This window comes from Marinitoga lauensis (assembly GCF_004135675.1).
GTDB lineage: Bacteria > Thermotogota > Thermotogae > Petrotogales > Petrotogaceae > Marinitoga > Marinitoga lauensis.
The window spans coordinates 17,246-35,765 of sequence record NZ_QHLX01000007.1 but is presented as its reverse complement, the minus strand read 5'-3'; the positions used below and the strand labels follow the sequence as shown (position 1 = coordinate 35,765).

Genomic DNA, 18,520 nt, shown 5'->3' with positions numbered 1-18,520 from the left:
CTTTTAAAGGCTATTTTTTAATATGAACTTTCAATTTTTTCCCATGGTGTTTTTAAGATTTTTTCTATTTCTTTAAATAACTTCTTTTTTTAGCCTCATATTTTGGAATCCTGAAACTAATAAATTTAGCATTTACTCCTTCGAACTCACAAATAATATCTATATAATCTATTATTTCATTATTAAAATCAGAACCAAATGTATTTAAAAAATTAAATTATTCTGAATTTTAAATATATAACTTCTAAATATGTCTATTGATTTCAAATTAATTATTTTTTCATCAAATTTAGCAATTAAAATAGTTTTAAAACTTTTCTCAAAATAAAATTTTTTTAAATTCTCACCATTATATACTTTGTTTTTCTTTATATAAAGTTCTTTTAATAAAAATAATACTCCATCAAAAATTATGGATTTTTCAATATTTCCAAATTTATTATTTTTAATTATTAAAAAACCATCCAGGTCAAATATTCTTTTTTCAAAAGAATATTCATAAAAATTTTTTGTACTTTTTAATATTTCTATTGTCCCATCTGATATATTATAATTTTCAGAGCTATATATTTCATATGATGTATAATCTATGTTATTTGATCTTTTCCTATAAAAAGAAATATATATTATATCGTCATAAATCCTGATTGCATCTAATATTTTATTTTCAAATTCTTCAAAAGTTGACACTTCCTGAAAAAGAACTTTCCTGATATGCTTAATATTTCTTATACTATCAATAATTAACTCTTCATTTTCTATTCCTAAGTCTTCTGCAATATTAGATAGCCTCATTGAAATATTGCTCTCGTGTTGAAAATATTTTTTTATCCACACAACTATTATGCTGACAAAAAAAACTGTAATCAACATAAAATACATTATTGAATAAATATATAAATTTCTATTTTCAAAAACAGATAAAAGAAAAATGCTATTACCAAAGTCTGTTTTTTTAATATCATACACTTTTCCATTAAAATTAAACCTTCTATTTTCTTCCTTAGACAAAAATAATTTTGAATAAATAAAATATGGTAAAGAAAGTCCTGGCCAAATAAGTTTTGTTTTATTATCCACTATATAAAAGCTCATCTCATTCACTGAAAATTGACTCAACCAATCAAAATTAACATTCACTTCAAAAGATAAATAACCAACAGGAATTTGATTTACATCAAAAATAAATGTAGAAAGATAAAAAAATGTTTTTCCATTAAAGGAAAACATTGGAGAATATTTAATCAGCCCTTTACTATTTTCAAGGCCTATCAAATTTGTCTCAAATATATTATAATCTAAAAGATTAACCTTTTGAGGATATAATATATTTTTATCAAAATCTGTAATAATCACCTTTCCATTGAAGGTTAATATTCCCATTTTTTCTTTAATATATTCGTTCAAACGTTTATACGTAGCTTCATACATATGTAATCTCGAATCATCAAAATTAGATGAAAAATAAACCAAAGACTTTGTATACGAACTAATTCTTATATCATTACTAAAATCTTTAGAAAGATTTTCATACTTTTTATTATATTCATTAATAGCATTTACAACAGAAATAGAAGAACGGTTTACTATTTCTTCAACCGTTCTTTCCAAATATCTTGTATTCATATAAAATAAAAAAATATATAAAGAAATAAATATTATCAAACTAAAAACAAAAAAGTCTTTAAAAAACTCATGTTTTTTCATTTAATCACCATATTATTTATTTGCTAAAGCTACAACTAACTTAATGGTTTCTTCAACATCAAACATTGAAACCATTTCATGAGGAGTATGTATATATCTTGTAGGAATAGAAATAGTTCCAGAAGGTATTCCTGATTTTGTTATCTGATAACCTCCTGCATTTGTTCCTCCAAACAACAATACTTCCATTTGATATTTTATATTATTTTCTTTTGCAACATCTTTTAATGTGTCTACAACAAATTTATCACTTACAGTATATCCATCTTTTATTTTTATGCAAGGCCCTTCATTTAATTTCATTGCCATTCTTTTAAATGCTTTTGGAGTATCGGCAGCTGCAGTAACATCAAGAGCAATAGCCATATCAATATCATAATTATAACCTGCTACAGAAGCTCCTATTAATCCTACTTCTTCTTGAACTGTAAATGCAAATATTAGATTATTTTTAGGTTTATCAATCTTTTTTATAGCTTCTATCATAATAGCACAACCAATTCTATCATCTAAAGCTTTTGAAACAACTTTATCTCCTAAATCATTAAAATATGCATAATAAGTTCCAAATGTCCCAATTGGAGCTATTCTTTCCGCTTCTTCTTTTGAATTAACCCCAATATCGACAAATAATATATCAAAATTGATATTATTCATATTTTTTGAATATTCTTCCATTGTTTCTCCTTCAAAACCAACAACTCCTACATGCCCATTAAATTGTACTTTCGCGCCTATTAAAACTCTTGGATTAACTCCACCTACTGGTTCCACTCTTAAAAATCCATTATTGGTAATATGTGTAACCACCAATCCTATTTCGTCCATATGAGCATCAAACAATATTGTTTTTTCACTTTCACCTTTTTTTATAGCTATTAAATTACCTAACTTATCAATCTTATATTCATCAACATAATCTTTAATTTCATCTATTATAATATCCCTTATTTCTTTTTCCCTACCGCTTGGAGATTTGGCCTCAGTCAATTTTTTTATTAAATCTTTCATTATTTTAAAATCCTCCTTCAATTACTAATAATTCCAATAATTTATAACCATTTATATAATCATTAATATCTATAATAGTATTTGGTGAATGAATATATCTTGACGGAACAGCTAAAATTCCTGAAGGTATACCATCTAATGTTGTAGCCAGTCTTCTAGCATCTGTACCCCTGCTGTTCTCATTTTAAATTGCAGTTTAATATTATTCTCTTTTGCAACACTCACAATTTTATCAAAGATTTCTTTTGATAATACCACTCCTGAATGCATAAAAAACGTAGCAGGACCGTTACCTAAATGCGTTGCCCATTTATCTTTATCTAATAGTGGATAATCTCCTGCTGTTGTACCTTCTAAAACTAAAGCTACATCGGGTTTATCTGATAAGCAGCAACTCCACTACCTCTTAATCCTACTTCTTCCTGAACAACAAAAGCAAAATATGTATCATACTCCGGCTTATTACCTTCTGATATTTTATCTATCAAATTCATCATCCATGAACATCCCGCTCTATCATCAAAAGCTTTTGCTACTGCTCTATTGCCTTTTATATAAAATTTTGTATCAAAAGTTACCATATCCCTATCTTTACTTTTTTCTTTAACTCATCTTTTGAAAATCCTGTATATATTTTAAAACTATTATAACCAGGCTTCGATTTTCTTTCTTCTGCGCTTAGAAGATGGATTGGTTTAATTTGAACTATAGATAAGATTTCTCCATTAACTCTTAACCTTTGTGAAAATACAACACGTGGGTCTACTCCTCCGACTGGAGAGATATGAAATGTTCCATCATCATTTATCTTAGTTACCATAAATCCTACTTCATCCATATGAGCTAATAGCATTACCTTTTTAGATGAATCTTTACCCTTTATTTTTGTAATGAGATTTCCCATTACATCAACGTGGTATTCATCCACCTTATCCTTTATTTTCTCTAATATATATTCTCTAATCTTATCTTCCCTACCTGATATACCGGGTAATTCTGTTAATTCCGGCAAATATCTCATTAAATCATTCATTCACTTCACCTTCTTTACCATAATCTGCTATGAAATGAGCTATTAACATTGCAGCTGCATCTATATCAGAAGGATCAACAACTTCTACTGAAGAATGCATGTTTAAAATAGGAATAGAAACTCCTATTGTTTTTATTCCTGATTTTACAATTTGAACAATATCAGCTTCTGTTCCACTTCTCATCGGAAGTGGTTCGAGCTGATATTTTATATTATATCTTTCCGCCGTTTTAATAATCTTTTCTGTAACTTCATTATTCATCGTAGGACCTAATGCTATAGCAGGTCCTTTACTCATTTCGATTTTTTCAAAATGTGAAGGAGTATCGCTTCCAAAGGTTACATCTAATATTATTCCAATTTCTGGATTTACTTCAAAACCTGTTCTTTTAGCTCCCTTTAATCCTATTTCTTCACCTTGATTAAATAAGAAATAGATTGTTTTATCTTCTATTCTAAATTTTTTCAAATATTCTAATGTCTTTAAAAGAACAGCACAACCTGCTCTATCATCAATAGCTTTACCTGTAACCTTTCCATTTAATTCCTCAGCTTTAACCTCAACAACTCCAATGTCTCCAACTTCAATATCTTCTGTTCCACCATCTATCGAAAAATCTACATATAAATTGTCAAAATCTGGTGCTGCATTTCTATGTTCTTGTTTTTGTAAATGAGGCGCTAACATTCCAACTAATCCTAATTTCTCACTATTTTCAGTAAAAAACCTAACCCTTTTTGATATTAATGTTCTTGGATCTACACCACCAATAGTATGAACCATAGCAAATTGCTCATCTACTATCTTAGAAATAACCAATCCTATTTCATCCATATGTGCAAATAATCCGATCTTTTTTTCACCATTTCCATATTTTATTCCTAAAGAACTTTTACCAGCATCAAATATTTCGATTTCTTCTGAAATTTTTTTTGATAACTCTATAATTTTTTCTTTAACTTCATTTTCATACATTGAAACACCATTTGCATCACTTAAAATCTTTAAAATTTCAACACTTTTCATATTTAAACCTCCATTATAATTCTATAGGTTCAACATTTATTTGATCATTATCATAGTGTATCGAAACAGGGCCTTTTGGCCATGCATAATTGTTTAATACTATACCACAAATTTCTACTAATGGTGAATCCATTTCAGAAGCTACAATAAATGTATTTTTGTGTTGTGTCATTCCAACTCTAACTGTACCTCTTACTTTACCAAAAACAATTACACTTCCACCAGCACGAATCTCTGCTCCTTGATTAACGTTTCCAAATATAATTATATCACCAGGATTATCTAATATTTGTCCAGATCTCACATGTTTTCTATATATATTTGTTCCACTTAATCTAAACTCCTTTTTCTTCTTCTTAATCTCTGGTAAATCTTCAAAATATACGCCAGATAAATACAATTTCTTTTCTTTAGCTAATTTACCAACTTTTGGCACTATAGAATACATCTCTGGATTTTTCACTAAAATATAAAAACCGTCCCCCTCTGAAAAAAAATTACCCAATTTTTCCAGGTTTTCAGAAAGTTCTTCTAAAAGTTGCTTTTGTGTAACATTTTTTTCTAAGAAAAAAATGATGTCTCCATCAATAAATTTAGGATACACTATTTCCTTTTCCGAAGCCATACAAAAACCTCCCGTAATTTTCAATTAATATCTATATAATATAATAACATATAATTATTGTCAATGCCAATTTATTATTCTTATTATATTGAAGATAATCCTTAATTATTAGTTGAAATTATGATTTATTGTGGTTTTTTTCATTAGCAAAAAAAAGAAAAATATTGTAAAATATATTATGGGATATTCATACAAAAAATTATCTGGAGGTGCTTTATGTTTAAAGAAGAAAATATAAACAAAATTTCTGAAAAGAAAAAACAGTGGGAAGAAAGCACATTAAAAAAGACATTAGAAAGATTTCCTGAAAGAAAAGAAAAATTTAAAACTACTTATAATGAAGAATTAAAAAGATTATATACTCCAGAAGACATAAAAGATATAGATTATTTAGAAGATATTGGATTCCCTGGAGAATATCCTTTTACACGTGGTGTTCAACCAACAATGTATAGAGGAAGATTCTGGACCATGAGACAATACGCAGGTTTCGCAACTGCCGAAGAATCAAATAAAAGATATAAATATCTTTTAGAACAAGGACAAACAGGTCTTTCAGTAGCATTTGATTTACCAACGCAAATTGGTTATGATTCTGATCATTCTATGTCTGAAGGAGAAGTTGGGAAAGTTGGTGTAGCTATAGATTCATTAAAAGATATGGAAATATTGTTTGATGGTATTCCTTTAGATAAAGTCAGCGTTTCTATGACAATTAATTCTACTGCTTCTATTTTACTTTCGATGTTAATAGCAGTAGCCGAAAAACAAGGAGTTTCTCAAGAAAAATTAAGAGGTACTATACAAAATGACATTTTAAAAGAATATATTGCAAGAGGCACTTATGTATTCCCACCAGAACCTTCAATGAAAATAATTGTAGATATTTTTGAATATGGTTCAAAATACTTACCTAAATTTAATTTAATCAGTATAAGTGGATATCATATTAGAGAAGCCGGTGCAAATTCTGCACAGGAAGTTGCATTTACATTAGCTGATGGTTTAGCATATGTAGAAGCAGCTATAAAAGCTGGATTAGATCCAAATGTATTTGGCAAGAATCTATCCTTCTTCTTTAATGCTCATAATAACTTCATTGAAGAAATTGCAAAATTTAGAGCCGCAAGAAAATTATGGGCAAAATTGATGAAAAACAAATTTAACGTAACAAATCCTGCTGCTTTAAGATTGAAATTCCACACACAAACCGCAGGTTCCACATTAACCGCTCAACAACCTTTAAATAACATTATTAGAGTTACAATGCAAGCTTTAGCCGCTGTATTAGGTGGAACGCAATCATTGCATACTAATTCATATGATGAAGCATTAGGGTTACCTACAGAACTTTCTGCTACTATAGCTTTAAGAACTCAACAAATAATAGCTTATGAATCTGGTGTTACTGAAACAGTAGATCCATTTGCTGGTTCTTACGTAATCGAATCACTAACAAAAGATATTGAAGAAAAAGCTTTAAAATACATTGAGAAAATTGAAAAAATGGGTGGAATGGTTAAGGCTATCGAAGATGGATATATTCAAAAAGAAATATTAAATTCTGCTTATGAATCACAATTAGCAGTTGAAAATGGAGAACAAGTAATTGTAGGATTAAATAAATTTACAGTTGAGGAAGAACAAAAAAGTGTTACTATATTAAAGGTTGATCCAGAAGTTGAAGAAAGACAAAAAGAAAAATTAAAAAATTAAGGCAGGAAAGAAACAACGAACTCGTTAAAAAGAATCTTTTAAAATTGAGAAATGCTGCTGAAAATAAAGAAAATGTTATGCCATATATATTAGAAGCTGTAAAATCTTATGCTACATTAGGTGAAATTACTGATGTATTGAGAGATGTTTATGGCGAATATCATGAAGCCGTAATATTATAAATATAATAAAAAATAATAAAGAGGAGGACTAATAATGGATAAAATCAGGGTATTAGTTGGAAAACCCGGTTTAGATGGTCATGATAGAGGTGCAAAAGTTGTAGCAAGAGCTTTAAGAGATGCAGGAATGGAAGTTATTTATACCGGAATAAGGCAAACCCGGAAGATATTGTAAATACAGCTTTAGAAGAAGATGTTCAAATAATTGGATTGTCTATATTATCTGGAGCACATATGAAACTATGTGAAAAAGTTTTAAACCTTTTAAAAGAAAAAGAAGCTGATATACCTGTATTTTTAGGTGGCATTATACCAGAAGACGATATACCTGCTTTAAAAGAAATGGGAATAAAAGAGGTGTTTGGTCCCGGAACTCCTCTTGAAACAATAATCGGCAAGGTGAAAGAAATTGCAATTTCAAAAGAAGCTTGATAAAATAATAGAAAAATTTAAAAAAGGGGAAAAATATGCACTTGCTCAGGTAATTTCCCTCGTAGAAAATAATATAAATTACGCATGGGATATTATTTCACAATTACCAAAATCTCAGAAAGAAACACAAATAATCGGTATTACCGGAAGTCCAGGGCAGGAAAAAGTACTACATTATCTAAAATGGTAAAAGAATGGAGCAATCAAGGATTAAAAATAGGAATAATTGCTGTAGACCCTTCAAGTCCTTTTTCTGGTGGAGCTTTTTTAGGTGATAGAATTAGAATGAGAAATCTTTCTGGAAAGGAAAATATATATATCAGAAGTGTTGCTTCAAGAGGTAGTGTTGGTGGGTTATGTGATTCAATATATGATATAGTGGATGTTATGAAATCATTTGGCTTTGATAAAATAATAATCGAAACAGTTGGTGCAGGACAATCAGAAATAGAAGTAATATTCGTTGCAGATACTATATTATTAGTATTATCTCCAAATACCGGCGATGAAATTCAAATGTTTAAGGCAGGAATAATGGAAATTGCTGATGCATATGTCGTAAATAAAATGGATTTACCAGAAGCAGATAAATTTGTTTTACAATTAAAAAACACATTGTCTTTAGAAAGTGAAACAAAATCTAAGATAATTCTTCCTATTAGTGCAATAAGAAATGAAAATATTAAAAATATTGTTAATTGGATAGATAACCATTTTGAGGAAATAAAAAAAACCGGAGAGTATGAATTCAGGAAAAAAAGAAGAATGAAAAGACGGGTTAGGAGTTCAATAATTAGAAATATTGATGGTATAATTGAATCATCAAATTTTGATTTTGAGAATATGATTGATTTAAAGGAAAAAATAATAAAGTATATATGTGAGGTGGATAAAAATGAAAAAATTGATCATATCGGCATAGCCGTTAAATCAATTGAAGATGCTTTAAAACTATATAATGATTTACTTGGGTTAGAAATAACTGGTGAAGAAGTATTAGAAGATAGAGGATTAAAAGTTGCTTTTATAAAAGCAGGTGATACAAGAATAGAATTATTAGAACCATTACACGAAAATTCTGAAATTTCGGGATTTTTAGCTAAAAAAGGAGAAGGAATTCATCATATAGCTTATGAAGTAGCCAACGTAAAAGATATAATTTCAAAATCAAAAGAATTAGGACTAAAACCATTAAGTGATGAACCTAAACCTGGTGCTCATAATACAAAGGTTGTATTTTTACATCCAAAAACAACCAATGGTGTTTTAGTAGAATTAGTTGAACATAATAATAAATAATATAATTATCCTCTTGAAGGGAGTGTATTAAATGGATGAAAAGTTCCAGGAAATTTACGAAGAATTTTTAAAAAGAAAAGAAAAGTTACTTGAAGGCGGCGGACCTGAAAAAATAGAGAAACAACATAAACTTGGAAAGTTAACTGCCAGAGAAAGAATTGAACTTTTAATTGATGAAGGATCATTTGTGGAAACAGATATTTTTGTGAAACATAGAAGTACAAATTTTGGATTAGACAAAAAAACATTTCCCTATGATGGCGTAATAACAGGAATTGGAACAATAAACGGTAAAAAAGTAGCTATTTATTCACAAGATTTCACCGTTCAAGGTGGTTCATTAGGTGAAATGCATGCTAAAAAGATTATGAAATTACAGGATATGGCTATGAAATATGGCATGCCTATAATCGGTATTAACGATTCAGGTGGAGCTAGAATTCAAGAAGGTGTAGACTCTTTATATGGATATGGCGGAATCTTTTATAGAAACACATTAGCTTCTGGTGTTATTCCACAAATCACTATTATTGCAGGTCCATGTGCCGGAGGTGCTGTTTATTCACCAGCTATAACAGATTTCATAATTATGGTTGATAAAACCTCCCAAATGTTTATAACTGGACCTCAGGTTATAAAAGCTGTTACCGGTGAAGATGTTGATAAAAACCAATTAGGTGGAGCTATGGCTCATAACGCTAAAAGTGGTGTAGCTCATTTTGTAGCAAATTCAGATGAAGAAGCTATGAACATTACTAAAAAATTATTGTCATACCTACCATCAAACAATCTTGAAACTCCAGAAGATTTTGATTTCGACAATAACTTTGATTTACCAGAAGCAATTTATGATATAGTTTCACCAAATCCAAAGAAGAGTTATGATGTTAGAGATATATTGAATTTAGTTTTAGATAAAGATTCTTTCTTTGAAGTTCATAAATACTATGCCCAAAATATAGTGGTTGGATTTGGAAGAATCGGCGGAAAAAGCGTGGGAATTATCGCCAATCAACCAAAATTCTTAGCAGGTGCTTTAGACATAAATTCCTCTGATAAAGCTGCCCGTTTTATTAGATTTTGTGATGCATTTAATATCCCTATTATCACATTTGTTGATACACCCGGGTTCTTGCCAGGCGTTAATCAAGAACACGGAGGAATAATAAGACATGGTGCTAAATTATTATATGCATACAGTGAAGCTACTGTTCCAAAATTAACTATTATCTTAAGAAAAGCATATGGTGGAGCATATATTGCTATGGCTTCACAACATATTGGTTCAGACTTTGTATTTGCATGGCCTACAGCTGAAATTGCTGTTATGGGTTCTGAAGGAGCTGCAAATATAATCTTTAGAAAAGATATAAAAATTCTGAAAATCCAGAAAAACCAGAATGGAAAAAATTGAAGAATACAAAAAAGAATTTGCTAATCCATATGTTGCAGCTGGAAGAGGTTATATCGAAGATGTTATAGACCCCAGAGAAACCAGAAAAGTTTTAATTCAAACATTATTTATGTCCGAATCAAAAGCAGAAGCAAGACCAAATAAAAAACATGGAAATATTCCATTATAATTGGTGGTGTGATTATGAGTAATGTATTGTCCATTACGTTTGTAGGAATTGCGATTGTGTTTTTAGTTTTATTTATTCTAAGTATGTTTTTTGTATTTTTTAGATTTATTTCACCTCAAAATGAAAAAAAAGTAAAAAAAGAAATAAATATTCCTCATCAAAATCCAAAACCTATAAATAATATCGAATTATCAAAAGAAGCTGAAGATGATAGCGAAATAGTTGCCGCTATTACGGGAGCAGTTTCAATGTTCATTGGAAATAAATCATATAGAATAAAGAGCATAAAACCCACTACTATAACAAAAAATAAAAAGCAGAGTATGTGGGGAATGTTACCGCCTACCATGACATGGCGAGCAAAAAGATTAGGAGGGAGAAAATGATTAGAAAATTTAATGTAAAAGTTAATGGTAAAAGTTATGAAGTTGAAGTAGAAGAATTAGGTGTTGAAAATACCGTTTCTCAACTTGTTCAAACACAAAAAGTTGAATCTGTTCCTACACCACCTCCTGTTCAAAATGTTGGTCCTAAACCAGCTCCTAAGCCACAACCAAAACCTCAACCCGTTACTGCTCCAGTTTCAGGGGTCAAAATGTTGTAAAAGCTCCTTTACCAGGAGTAGTTGTAGATATTAATGTAGCTGAAGGAAATAGAGTAACAAAAGGACAAAAATTATTGGTAATTGAAGCTATGAAAATGGAAAATGAAATTCTTAGCGATTATGATGGGTTGTGGAAAAAATACTTGTTAAAAAAGGAGATAATATAGACGGCGATCAGGATTTAATAATAATATCATAAAAGAGGAGCTTTAGCTCCTCTTTTCTATCATTTTTAACCAATTATTGAATAATTGTTCTGAATTAATGTTATCATTTAAATACTTAATAAAATCATCACTAAAAAATTTATAAAGAATATAATCCATTTTATTGTCAATAGGTGTTGCCATTTTTAATTGCATTGCAACTATATCACCTTTCTTTTCTAATTCTCCTAAGAGTTTTTCATTTGGCATAATTGTCCTGTTATATTTATAAAATTTTTCAGCCACTCTATCACTTGAAAGATATTTAAAAACTTGATTAACAGACTTCGTATTATTTAAAATTACCCATTGCTGACCACCCATTGGTGAAAACCTTGTATCTTTCCCTTTAGGCAATAAAGCAACTCCAAAATCCACTTTTTTCTCCTTTAGGGTAGAAAAGCTCCATGGACCATTATATATTACTTTTACCTCATTTTGAGAAAACATTTTCATCATATCATCATAAAAATCTTCTGACAACTTTGGAATAAGATTATTTTTATATAAAAACTTGATTTTCTCAGCTATTTTTATAAATCTTTCTTTATTTACATTTTTTGTTAAAAAATTTTTATCTTCACTTCCAAAAATTGTACTCATCCACCAACCTGAATTATATGGCAAAAACATTGCATATTTATCTATTTTGTTTTTATCAAAATTTGGAGATTTAAAATTTTTCCCATTTATATCTATTGTATTTTCTTCAATGAAATCCCATAATTCATTTAACGAATTTGGAAGATGAGTTACATACCTCTTATTATATATCATTACAAGGCAATCAACCGCTTGTAATTTTGGTTTTTCATAAATATACTTTTTAAACCATTCTGGCATCTTTATATCAACTCTTGCTATATCTACTTTCTGGCCAGAATCCATAATCTCTTTAATTCTGGAAAAATGTCCTGAAAAAGGAATCCTTTTTATATCAAAATTGATAAAATGAGTCAAACTATAAGATTTCAATATTTTTTCCAATCCTTTAGTTTCGCTTTCCGACATTTGTGTGACTATCGTGAGATTCTTTCTTGGAATAATAAAGTATGTAAATATCAAAATGATTATCAGAATAACTAATTTTCGCATTTTCATATTTACATCCCCTTATAATATTTTTTTATTTCATCAATATTATCAAGAAATATTTTTACTATTTCTGGATCAAAATGTTTTCCACTCTCTTTTTTATTATTTTTATTGCATCATTTATCGGAAAAGCTTTTTTATAAGGTCTTTCTGAAACCAATGCATCAAACACATCACAAATAGCGACTATTCTCCCTTCAATTGGTATTTCTTTACCTTCAAGTCCATAAGGATATCCATTTCCATTAAATTTTTCATGATGATATAAAGCTATTCTCGCTGCTAAATCAAAAAATCATCATCTATTTTTTTCAGAATTCTATATCCTATTTTAGTATGTTCTTTCATTTGTTCATATTCTTTTTTATTTAATTTATCAGGTTTTAATAATATATTATCCGGTATTCCTATCTTTCCAATATCATGCATTTGTGCTGCATAATAGTATTCTCTTACTATTTTTTTATCTTCAAAAATTTTTGAAGCTATTATCTCAGCTATCTTTCCAACTCTAATTATATGATTACCAGTTATTTCATCTCTAAATTCAGAAATATTTCCCAACAAAACTATAATTTCCTGTATAAGATTTTTATTTTTTTCGATATATTCTATATTATTTTTAAACATAATATCCAGAGTTCTTCCAATATCATCTATTTCTTTTATATTTGTATTGGAAATAGTATAATCTGTCTTTTCACCTTTTAAAATTTTATTACCAATTTCCTCAACTGCTACAGAAAATTCTTCTATACTATTTTGAATTTTTATATAATATCTTTTATCTATCCAGAAAGATATTAAAAATATAATAATTATCACAGCCATCCACTGAACGCTACTTTTCAAAATATAATTTATTAAATTCAAATTGAGATCCAATAATATATATATTGGATATACACTATATGTACTATCATTAAATCTCACATAATAATATTTACCATTTAATTTTATAATATTCTTATTAATTAATTTTATATTTTTAAAATTTATTTTTTCTATATTTTTTTCATCTGAACAAATAACCTCTTTTTTGAAAGATACTATCACAAAGTTCCCATCAAAATTTATTTTTCTTAATACTTCTCTTATAGCAATAGGTAAAAATACCTTTTTTAATATAACTTTATTATTTTCAAAAGAATAATTAAAAAGTTCTTTATCTTTTATAACAGAATATCCTCCAAACGCTCCAACTTCTTTTATTGAATTTAATATTTCTTGCGGAGGATTCTCAAGTATTATTTTTTTTGCCATACTCAAATTATTATCAATTTCTTTCGTAATTTCAGTAAAAAATATATGTGATATTTTATTAAAAACATTTTTCTTATAATTAATCTCGTCTCTTATGTTAAAATATATGGTTACCGGATATAGAAATAAAAATACCAAACCTAATAAAATAATACTTTGTTTTTTAAATACCTTTATCAATGAATATTTATCCATTCTTCATTCTCCTTGATTATTTATATTCATATATATATAAAGTTTGTTTGCCATTTATTATTTTCTTTTTTTTATCAGATTTAGCTCCAAAAAATTCCTCAAATTTTTCATGAGAAGTTATTATAGAGTATTTGAATTTAGGATACTTTTTTCTCAAATATCTCATTTGTTCATATATTTTCTCTGCATGTTTTTTATCTTTTATTCTTTCCCCATAAGGTGGATTGGTAATTATATACCCTTCATCATATTCCAATTTTATACTTTCCATATTATTTCTTTCAAATCGTATATACTTATCTAACTTAAAATTCTCTGCATTTCTTTTTGCTATTTCTACCATTTTATATTCTTTATCAAAACCATATATTTTTAAATCTGTATATTTTATAGAATCAACCGCTTCTTTTTTAGTCTTACCTAATCTTTTTTTATCAAAATTATACCATAATTCAAATGAAAAATGTCTGTATAATCCTGGAGCTATATTCAACCCATACATAGCTGCTTCCATGGGAATTGTTCCAGAACCACAAAAAGGATCTATTAAAACATGTTTTCTTTTCCAACCCGCCTTTAAAATCATCGCTGCTGCAATTGTTTCTCTCAGGGGTGCTTCACTCACCAATTTTCTATATCCTCTTTTATGCAATCCTTCACCAGTTGTATCCAATGCTAATGTTACTTTATTACGTTTTATATAAACGCGCAATTTATATATTCCTTCTTCCTCATTATAAAATTTCAAATTATATTCCTTCTTTAACTTCTCAATTATAGCTTTTTTTACAACTGATTGAATAACAGATTGATTATAAAGAGAAGACTTAGCAGTTCTAACTTTATCAATAACTATTTTCCCATTTTTTGGTAAAAAACGGGATAAACGAATATCTAAAATCCCATCAAACAATTCATCAAATGTTTCTGCTTTAAACTCTCCTATTTTTATAAAAATTCTTTCAGCTGTTCTCAAATGAACATTTAATTTATAATAATCATAATCATCTCCTAAAAATTCAACCATCCCATCATTTGCTTTTTCAATCTTATAATTCATTTTTTTTAATTCGTTAGAAAGTACCTTTTCTAAACCTAAAGCACATAAGGCTATATATTCCATTCTCGCACCTCTTTTAATTTTATTTATTATATTTATTATAACATTTATTTTTTAACATAATATTTTATTTTCAAATTGATAAAAAAGCCAATTTTATGTTATAATATTTGAGTATTATTGTTTATAGCCAAAAATCAAAATTTTTCATACATTTTAAGGGAGGGACACCATGAAAACTCTTGGTAAGATTTTGTTATACACGGTAATTGCTCTAATGAATGCCGGATTAATATGGTCTATTTTTATATTATCCGGTTTAGGAAATTATGGACTGGCAATTGTTATCGCAGCTTTTGTAGTATTAGCAAATGTGGCTATTTTCTCAAAAAAAGGATATCCATATAGATATACCTTGCCTGCAATGTTCTTTCTATTTATTCTAACTGTATATCCAATATATTATACTGTTAGAACTGCTTTTACAAACTACGGAACTGGTCACCTCTTCACAAGGATCAAGCTATTCAGATCCTTTTAAACGATCCAAATTATCTATACGAACCAGAAAATGGCAATAGCTATAATTTCAAAATTTTTGTAAAACTGGAGAATTTCAAACCTACTGAAGATTTTTTGATTGCACTATATAATGATAAAGAAATATTACTCTCAGAAAAACCGAAAGAAATTGTTTATGATTCAAAAGGAAATCCCAAAAACGCTTCTGCGAATTTAAAACCTGTAAACGAAAATTCTATGACAGTTTCCATTAATGGTAATACTTATACTGCATTTTTAAAACGAAAACTTGATAATACATTTAAAAACTTATCCATTGAAGAGAAAATGAACAATGTTCTTGGCTTTGAATCAAAAGATGGAACTAAATATGTATATTTCTATTCCCCAACTGATCCAGATACATTCAAAAATGCTGCCTATTACAATTCTGTTTTAAGACAGAAATATTTAGGAGTTTTAGAACTTACAAATTATGATGGCAAAAAATATAGATTATCTTCAAGATATATTTACAAAAGATTTTCAGAAGCCTATAGAATATATGAACTAAGAGTAAAACCTATTTTTTCAAACAACAAAAAAACATATAAAACTATAATATTTAATACCAGAACAAATAAAGAGTTAGTGGATAGAGATAGTGCATTCTGGGATTATAACGAAAAAGGAGAATTAATAAGATTAATCGGATATTCTTCATTTGTCGGAACATATCAATTTGATAGGATAAGAAAAGATTCTAAAATATCAGGCCCTTTTTTAAAAATATTTTCATGGACCTTTACTTATGCGGCTTTAAGCGTATTGCTTAGCTTTATCATTGGTATGATTTTAGCTTTAATGCTTAATGATAAACTGATGAAAGGTAGAGTATTATATAGAACATTATTGATTATTCCATGGGCTGTCCCGCCTTCATTTCTGTATTAATATGGAGAAATGGATTTTTCAATGAAACATATGGTATCATAAACAGATTTATTATCACAAACTTAGGATTGCAACCAATAAAATGGTTAAATGATCCTTTCTGGGCAAAGGTAGCTGTTTTAATTGTGAATACCTGGTTGGGTTTTCCATATATGATGACCATAACTCTGGGTGCTTTGCAAAGTATTCCAGATGAATTGTATGAAGCATCTTCTATAGACGGTGCAACCAGATGGACTCAATTTAGAAAAATCACATTACCGTTATTAATGGTTTCTTTAACTCCTCTGTTAGTAAGTAGTTTTGCTTTTAATTTCAATAACTTTGTAAATATATATCTTTTAACTGGTGGTGGTCCGGCAATGCCTGGTGCAACCACACCAGCAGGTTCCACAGATATTTTAATTTCATATACATATAAATTAGCTTTTGAAGGTTCAAGAGGTCAGGATTTTGGATTTGCCAGTGCAATATCTATTCTAATTTTCGCTATAGTTTCAGCAATAAGTTATTTCAACTTCAAATTATCAGGTGCTTTTGAAGAGGTGAGCAGATAATGGCTATGATACAAAAGAAAAATTATATATTAAGACATATATTTTTAATTATTGTTATTGTACTCGTTCTATTCCCTTTAGTATGGGTTGTAACTACATCCATAAGAAGAGATAATGCTGCTTTCTCACCAAAGCTTTTCTCATCGAGAATTACCTTAAATTATTATAGAGATCTATTATTTCCAAGAGCTACTGTTCCAGAATTAATAAAGGATATAAACGGAACTGCACATTTTATAGGGAAAAATTCTCAACTAAGTCTGGAAGAAGCTAATAAAAAATTAAATAGTGAATTATCTGATTTTAACACTTATATTTCACAAACAAATACATACTTAAGTGAAATTGATTCCAATTTTAAAAATCTATTATCTTCTTTAGAAATTAACAAAAAAGACATTATCAAGGATATAAATAAATCAAGAGTATCCGAATTAAAAAATTTAGAAGAGATTGAAAAATCTATAACTTCAAATGTTACTATAGAGAAAATATCAGTAGAAATAAACAATTTAAAAAATTTAATTAGTGATTATTATAAATTAAGAAATGAAATATTGATCATGTTAAATAAAATCCCCAAAACAGCAAAAAACGAAAAATATTACCAAAATACATTATCAACAATATTTTCTACATCACCTAAATATATTTTATGGAAAATAAAAACATATAAAAAATGGTTAAAAATAGAAAACAACGAAAATATTTTAAATTTAGCTCCTGAAGTAAAAAAACTTACTGATAAATGGAACGATATTTTATCAAATGCAAAAAAATTGATTCATATTTTGAAAATTTAGAAGAAGAAATGCTTGGAAAAGAACTCAAAAACATAAATTCATATGAAAGTGAAATAAAAGATATACAGAAAAATATTTCTATTACAAAAAATAATATATCTAAAATTGAATCATTAATAGTTAAGTATAATAATGATTTATCTTCATTGCTAGAAATTTATGCACCAGATAGCTTAAAAATAGAATCTGCAGTTAATATATTTAAAAAATATAAAAATCAACAAATTAATAATAGTAATGTTATAGCTCTATATAATGATATAAACTATATTTCAGATACATTTTTAGAAATAAATAAAAATATGGAAAGCCTTGCTGATTTCGAAAATTATAAAAATGCTATTGAAACTTATACAAAATCATTTGTATGGTTAAAAAATAACCTAAAATATATAAACCCAGATCTTGAATATGTATCACCAGCATATAAAACTCTTGTTGAAACAATAAAAAGTGTAAAAACAACATTAAACACATTAAACTCTCTAACTTTAAATCTAAAAACAAATCTTGAAAAACTTGAAAATTATCAAAATACCCTTAACCAACTAAATACCAGACTAGGAACAACCCAGGAAAAATACAATAAATTATATAGCAAAAACAAATCTACTCTGGAAAACTTTAAAAAATTAAAAAAATATGGTGAATTTGCTATTATAAAAAG

At 27.9% G+C, this 18,520-nt stretch carries 13 protein-coding genes and 6 pseudogenes; 10 read left to right on the top strand and 9 right to left on the bottom strand.

The window, feature by feature from the left end; all coding sequences use genetic code 11:
- Positions 1-204 precede the first annotated feature (204 nt).
- From DJ007_RS12345 to DJ007_RS12325, 5 genes and pseudogenes are all read right to left on the bottom strand, one after another.
- Entirely contained in the window at positions 205-1,707 is a 1,503-nt protein-coding gene (locus tag DJ007_RS12345; RefSeq protein WP_206076375.1) for a cache domain-containing protein, read from the bottom strand.
- Positions 1,708-1,719: 12 nt separating this feature from the next.
- A complete protein-coding gene (locus DJ007_RS12340) occupies positions 1,720-2,718 on the bottom strand; it encodes a M42 family metallopeptidase (RefSeq protein ID WP_129409858.1) in 999 nt (332 codons plus the stop codon).
- Positions 2,719-2,722: 4 nt separating this feature from the next.
- Positions 2,723-3,751 (bottom strand): annotated as a pseudogene (locus DJ007_RS12335) (M42 family metallopeptidase).
- The gene (locus DJ007_RS12330; RefSeq protein ID WP_129409857.1) at positions 3,744-4,778 is read right to left on the bottom strand and encodes a M20/M25/M40 family metallo-hydrolase; all 1,035 of its coding nucleotides are present in this window, start codon (positions 4,776-4,778) and stop codon (positions 3,744-3,746) included. The pseudogene DJ007_RS12335 and the gene DJ007_RS12330 overlap by 8 nt, the downstream one beginning before the upstream one ends.
- 13 nt (positions 4,779-4,791) lie before the next feature.
- Complete coding sequence (locus DJ007_RS12325) at positions 4,792-5,403, bottom strand: septum site-determining protein MinC (RefSeq protein WP_129409856.1); 612 nt, start codon at positions 5,401-5,403, stop codon at positions 4,792-4,794.
- 216 nt (positions 5,404-5,619) lie between these two features.
- Between DJ007_RS12325 and DJ007_RS12320 the strand changes: the two are divergent.
- The 8 genes and pseudogenes from DJ007_RS12320 to DJ007_RS20530 form a co-directional block, all read left to right on the top strand.
- Positions 5,620-7,301 (top strand): annotated as a pseudogene (locus DJ007_RS12320) (acyl-CoA mutase large subunit family protein).
- 34 nt (positions 7,302-7,335) lie between these two features.
- Positions 7,336-7,733: pseudogene (locus tag DJ007_RS20535) on the top strand (cobalamin B12-binding domain-containing protein).
- Positions 7,711-7,923: a P-loop NTPase family protein gene (locus tag DJ007_RS14930; protein ID WP_165974169.1), complete on the top strand. Its 213-nt coding sequence runs from the start codon at positions 7,711-7,713 to the stop codon at positions 7,921-7,923. The pseudogene DJ007_RS20535 and the gene DJ007_RS14930 overlap by 23 nt, the downstream one beginning before the upstream one ends.
- The gene (gene mce, locus DJ007_RS12310; RefSeq protein ID WP_165974168.1) at positions 7,917-9,032 is read left to right on the top strand and encodes a methylmalonyl-CoA epimerase; all 1,116 of its coding nucleotides are present in this window, start codon (positions 7,917-7,919) and stop codon (positions 9,030-9,032) included. The genes DJ007_RS14930 and mce overlap by 7 nt, the downstream gene beginning before the upstream one ends.
- Positions 9,033-9,063: 31 nt before the next feature.
- Positions 9,064-10,615 (top strand): annotated as a pseudogene (locus tag DJ007_RS12305) (acyl-CoA carboxylase subunit beta).
- Between the two features lie 14 nt (positions 10,616-10,629).
- Positions 10,630-11,001, top strand: coding sequence for an OadG family protein (locus tag DJ007_RS12300; RefSeq protein WP_129409854.1), 372 nt, complete (start codon positions 10,630-10,632; stop codon positions 10,999-11,001).
- Positions 10,998-11,219 carry a hypothetical protein gene (locus DJ007_RS16350; protein ID WP_206076374.1) on the top strand — a complete coding sequence of 74 codons (222 nt, stop codon included), beginning with the start codon at positions 10,998-11,000 and terminating at the stop codon, positions 11,217-11,219. Before DJ007_RS12300 ends, DJ007_RS16350 begins: the two co-directional genes overlap by 4 nt.
- 29 nt (positions 11,220-11,248) lie before the next feature.
- Positions 11,249-11,293, top strand: a pseudogene (locus DJ007_RS20530) (hypothetical protein); the annotation flags it as partial.
- Positions 11,294-11,428: 135 nt separating this feature from the next.
- On the opposite strand, the gene DJ007_RS12290 reads toward DJ007_RS20530, so the two are convergent.
- Genes DJ007_RS12290 through DJ007_RS12275 form a run of 4 tightly spaced genes read right to left on the bottom strand, consistent with a single transcriptional unit; the run spans position 11,429 to position 15,101 of the window.
- Complete coding sequence (locus DJ007_RS12290; RefSeq protein ID WP_240739604.1) at positions 11,429-12,526, bottom strand: extracellular solute-binding protein; 1,098 nt, start codon at positions 12,524-12,526, stop codon at positions 11,429-11,431.
- A 58-nt stretch (positions 12,527-12,584) separates the two neighbouring features.
- Entirely contained in the window at positions 12,585-12,794 is a 210-nt protein-coding gene (locus tag DJ007_RS20525; RefSeq protein ID WP_129409969.1) for an HD-GYP domain-containing protein, read from the bottom strand.
- A gap of 8 nt (positions 12,795-12,802) precedes the next feature.
- Positions 12,803-13,978: an HD-GYP domain-containing protein gene (locus DJ007_RS12280; RefSeq protein ID WP_129409853.1), complete on the bottom strand. Its 1,176-nt coding sequence runs from the start codon at positions 13,976-13,978 to the stop codon at positions 12,803-12,805.
- A gap of 16 nt (positions 13,979-13,994) precedes the next feature.
- Positions 13,995-15,101, bottom strand: a complete 1,107-nt coding sequence (locus DJ007_RS12275; protein WP_129409852.1) for a THUMP domain-containing class I SAM-dependent RNA methyltransferase — start codon at positions 15,099-15,101, stop codon at positions 13,995-13,997.
- Positions 15,102-15,270: 169 nt separating this feature from the next.
- Between DJ007_RS12275 and DJ007_RS20520 the strand changes: the two are divergent.
- Positions 15,271-17,050, top strand: a pseudogene (locus tag DJ007_RS20520) (ABC transporter permease subunit).
- Positions 17,050-17,853, top strand: coding sequence for a hypothetical protein (locus DJ007_RS12265; RefSeq protein WP_129409851.1), 804 nt, complete (start codon positions 17,050-17,052; stop codon positions 17,851-17,853). The pseudogene DJ007_RS20520 and the gene DJ007_RS12265 overlap by 1 nt, the downstream one beginning before the upstream one ends.
- Positions 17,854-18,520: the final 667 nt, after the last annotated feature.